This is a genomic window from Actinomadura soli (assembly GCF_005889715.1).
In the GTDB taxonomy this organism is placed as follows: domain Bacteria; phylum Actinomycetota; class Actinomycetes; order Streptosporangiales; family Streptosporangiaceae; genus Spirillospora; species Spirillospora soli.
In genome coordinates, this window is record NZ_VCKW01000437.1 from 1 (window position 1) to 4259 (window position 4259).

General features: G+C 70.3%; 3 protein-coding genes. All 3 read right to left on the reverse strand.

Annotation, left to right across the window (positions count from 1 at the left end; all coding sequences use genetic code 11):
- Positions 1 to 4 precede the first annotated feature (4 nt).
- The 3 genes from ETD83_RS40010 to ETD83_RS40020 all read right to left on the reverse strand — a co-directional run bounded on the left by ETD83_RS40010 (position 5) and on the right by ETD83_RS40020 (position 4030).
- Positions 5 to 982, reverse strand: coding sequence for an ATP-dependent DNA ligase (locus ETD83_RS40010; protein WP_138650466.1), 978 nt, complete (start codon positions 980 to 982; stop codon positions 5 to 7).
- Positions 983 to 1309: 327 nt separating this feature from the next.
- A complete protein-coding gene (locus tag ETD83_RS40015) occupies positions 1310 to 2575 on the reverse strand; it encodes a class I SAM-dependent methyltransferase (protein ID WP_138650464.1) in 1266 nt (421 codons plus the stop codon).
- Positions 2576 to 2662: 87 nt separating this feature from the next.
- Complete coding sequence (locus ETD83_RS40020) at positions 2663 to 4030, reverse strand: FAD-binding oxidoreductase (protein WP_138650465.1); 1368 nt, start codon at positions 4028 to 4030, stop codon at positions 2663 to 2665.
- Between the last annotated feature and the right edge of the window lie 229 nt (positions 4031 to 4259).

The following is a 4259-nucleotide window of genomic DNA, read 5'->3' on the forward strand; positions in this document are numbered from 1 at the left end:
GGGTTCAGGTGCCGAATGCCGGGACCTGGGACGCGTCCAGGTCCGGGCGGAGGCGGACGAACCTGACCGCGTGCCGCCAGCGTCCCTGCTCGACGGCGGCGTCCGCGCTGATCTCCACGACCGTCTCCGGCTCCGTCCGGACGTAGCGGATCGGCGGGTGCGCCCCGTACGGGCCGCCCGCGAACCCGGCGGGCAGTTCCGCCGGCCACGGATGGTCGGGGCCGGCGTGCCGCAGGACGTCGCCGAGCGAGGCGCGGGCCTCGGGAGGGAGCGGCGTCGTCCGCGCGACGACGCGGAGCCGGCCGTCGGCGTCGTGGCGGCCGAGGATCAGCGACTCGGGCGCCTGCCGGGTGCCGGTCACGCCGCCCACGATCGCTTCGGTGGTGAAGCGGCGCTTCACCTTCCGCCAGCGGCGGCGTCCTTCCAGGTAGGGGCCGTCGGCGTCCTTGACGACGAGACCCTCGACGCCCTGCGCGGCGAGGGCGTCGAACCAGACGCGCGCCTCCTCCGCGTCGGACGTCTGCGGCGTGAGGATCACCCGCGCGGACGCCGCGTCGGCGTCGCCGAGCAAGGTCTCAAGGACGGCGCGGCGGGTGCGCAGCGGGCGGGGCCGCAGGTCCTCGCCGTCCGATTCGAGGACGTCGAACACGACGTAGTGGCAGGGTTCCGTCCGCGCGAGTTCGGCGCGGCGGCGTCCGGCGACGTGGCGGCGCTGCAGCGCGCCGAAGTCGAGGCGCCCGCCCGTCCCCCACCGGACGATCTCGCCGTCGACCACCGTGCCGGGCGCGAGCCGCTCGCGGACCGCCGCCACGATCTCGGGGAACGCGTCGTCGAGGCGGGTCCGGCGGCGGGACGACAGGCGGACGGCGCCGTCCTCGGCCACCATCGCGATCGCCCGGAACCCGTCGAACTTCGGCTCGTACCGGCAGCCGCCCGGGCACGACTGCGGCAGCGGGATGTGGTCGACGGTCGCGGCCAGCATCGGCCTCACCGGGGACCGGATGTGCATGGCCACGCGTTCCCCCGAACTCGGCGGTCCGATCGCCGCGTAGCCTCCGTACCCCCGTCCACCTGCGTCGATATCCGGGCAGGACGAATGTTGACCCGAGGTTGGATGCCCGGAGATCATCCCCGGCTGCCGGACGTCCGAAGGCATCTGCGGCCGGAACCCCCGAAGGCCAACCCCCAGCCAGGTGCCCGCAGGCCAAACCTCAGCCGGACGCCCGGAGGGCATACGCAGCCGGACGCCCGGAGTGCATTCCGGCCGGTTCAGGGGGCGGGCGTTTGGAATCGGGTTCGGGGCGTGGCGTCACGAACCCCAGTCGGGGCGCAGCGGCATGTAGGCGGCGCCGTCGTCCTCGAGTTTCACGCCGAGCGTCTGGTGCAGCTGGATCCAGTTCTGGTTGAAGCCGAGCACGCAGCCCGCCATGTACACGCGCCACACGCGGGCGGTGCCCTCGCCGACCTCGGCGACGGCTTCGTCCCAGTGGGCGTCGAGGTTCTCGCACCAGCCGGTCAGCGTGCGGGCGTAGTGCTCGCGCAGGTTCTCCTGGTGGCGGATCTCGAACCCGGCGTCGTTCATCTGCATCTGGATGTACCCGGGGCCTTCAAGCTCGCCGTCCGGGAAGACGTACCGGTTGATGAAGCCGTTCTCCTTGCGTGCCGGAGCGCGGTTGTCCGGACGGGTGATGGTGTGGTTGAGCATCCGCCCGCCCTTCCGCAGCTTCCCGTGCAGGAACGAGAAGTAGGACGGCAGGTTCTTCTTCCCGATGTGCTCGGTGAGGCCGATGGAGCTGATCGCGTCGAAGCCGGTCTCGGTCACGTCCCGGTAGTCCAGATGCCGGACCTCCGCCAGGTCGGACAGCCCGCGGTCGGCGATGGCCTTCTGCGCCCACTCGGCCTGCTGCTTCGACAGCGTGACGCCGAGCGCCTTGACGCCGTACTCCTTCGCGGCGTGCATGACCATGCCGCCCCAGCCGCAGCCCACGTCCAGCAACCGCATCCCGGGCTTCAGCGCGATCTTCTTCGCGACCAGGTCGTGCTTGTTGAACTGCGCCTCTTCCAGCGTCGCGTCCTCTCGGGGGAAGCACGCGCACGTGTAGGCCATGGACGGGCCGAGCACCCATTCGTAGAACGTGTTGGACACGTCGTAGTGGTGCGAGATGGCCTTGGCGTCACGGCTCTTGGAGTGCCGCAGCCACGACGGGATGCGGCTGAACGGCGCCTCCTGCGGAGGCGGGTCCAGGCGGCGCGACATCGCGGCGCGCAGCAGCGGGTCGCCCAGGACCGCGCCGACGACCCGCGCCTTGTCGCGCGGCGTCACGTCGCCCATCACCTGCTGCATCGTCGTCAGCGCCGCGATCATGTCGCCGCTGAGGTCGAGCATCCCGGTGACGTAGGCGCGGGCCAGTCCCAGCGCCCCCGGCGAGTGCAGCAGGTACGACACGGCGTACGGCGAGCGGACGTCGACCCGGATGTCCGCGCCGGGCACCCCCGCCCGCGAACCGTCGTACGCCGTGAACTCCACTGGCGCCTCAGCCCCGGCGAGCCGCTCGAAGACACTGGCCAGCGTCATTGTGATCCCTCCTGTCTCATCACCCAGGCCCTGGGCGGCGGACGCCGTCGCCCCGGGCCGGGGCACTCCCCCGAAGCGGGCGCCTGGTCAGCGCCCGCGTACACACTTGTCGTAGAGGTCCAGAAGCCGTTCGCCGGGGTCGTAGGTCCCCTTGAGCCGCCGGTAGGTCTCCCCGTCGTAGTACCGCCAGAACTCGTCCCTGCTGTAAAAAGCAGTCGAGTAGAGGGACTTGTGGCCGTCAAGGGCCGCGACCCGGCGCTCGATGAGCCGGTTGTGGTACTCGGGGATCTGCCCTGGCGGAAGCCGGACCGTTCCCCAGAAACCGACGTTCACGTACGTGCGTCCGGCCTCCAGCGGGTACAGCGGCCACCGCTCCGTCGCGCGCAGCGGGCACAGCCAGACGGGGCTCATGCCGACCTTGTCGTGGAAGAACTCCAGGAACTCGGGCAGCCGCTCGACCGGCACCTCGATGTCCTGGATGACGTCCTCGCGCGGCCGGAGCCCGCGCCACCGCTCGGCCCGCGCGACGAAGTGGTACCGCCGGTCGTACGCGACGAGCTTGCGGTACACGTCGGAGCGCTTGTACTTGTCGGGCCACAGCCGCCGGACGGTCGGGTTCTGGACGCCGAACGCGCCCGAGCACCAGAACCAGTCGGTGTCCCAGCGCCACAGGTAGTCGCGGACGGTCAGGAAGTCGACCGAACGTTCCCGGATCGACTTGTAGTAGATCTTCTGGCCGGTGTAGTCGGACGTGTACGGCGCCGAGTCGGCGAAGAACCCGAGCGTGATGTACTGCTCGGCGGGGCCGAAGACCGTCCCGTCCATGAAGTCGACGGACTCGTCCTCGAACGTCCCCGACTCGGTGATCTCGCCCATCACGCGGGACAGTTCTACCGCGTCGCCGAACCGCAGGTGCCGCAGCCGGACGTACGGGCTGACGGGCCGGAGCCCGATCTTCAGCCGCAGCGCGTAGCCGAGCGTCCCGTAGGAGTTGGGGAAGCCGTAGAACAGGTCGGCGTGCTCGTTGTCCTTCGTCGCGGTGACGATCTGACCGTCGCCGGTGAGGACCTCCATCTCCAGGACGGCCTCGTGCGGGAGCCCGTCGCGGAACGACGTCGACTCGATGCCGAGCCCGGTCACCGCGCCGCCCAGCGTGATGGTCTTCAGCTGCGGGACGACCGTCGGCATGAGCCCGTACGGCAGCGTCGCGTCGACGAGGTCCTCGTAGGTGGTCATGCCCTGGACCTGGGCGGTCCGCTCCTCCGGGTCGACGCTCAGCACCTTGTCGAACCCGGATACGTCCAGGCCGGGCGCCTCCGAGGGGTCGCGCCAGCGGAACAGGTTGGAGGTCCGCTTCGCCAGCCGCACCGGCGTCCCGGCCGGGATCGCCTCGTAGGACCTCCTGAGCGCCTCCACCGCCCGCTCGTGGCCACCCTTGATCGCAAGCTCCGTCATCTACCCCTCCCGGACACAGTTAATCGATCATCCCATGCACGGTCCACCTGACTCGGACGTTAGGGGAGTCACAGGTAGGAAGGGGAATAAAGCCACAGGCGCATACATAGCGTCGTTTCATCTCCCGGAGGCGACAGAACCGCAACAGCGCGGCCACGTCAAACTTTCCCCGAAGCCCCATACCGACAAACCAAGAACACCCGGCCCGGGCAGACCACCTCACCGGAGG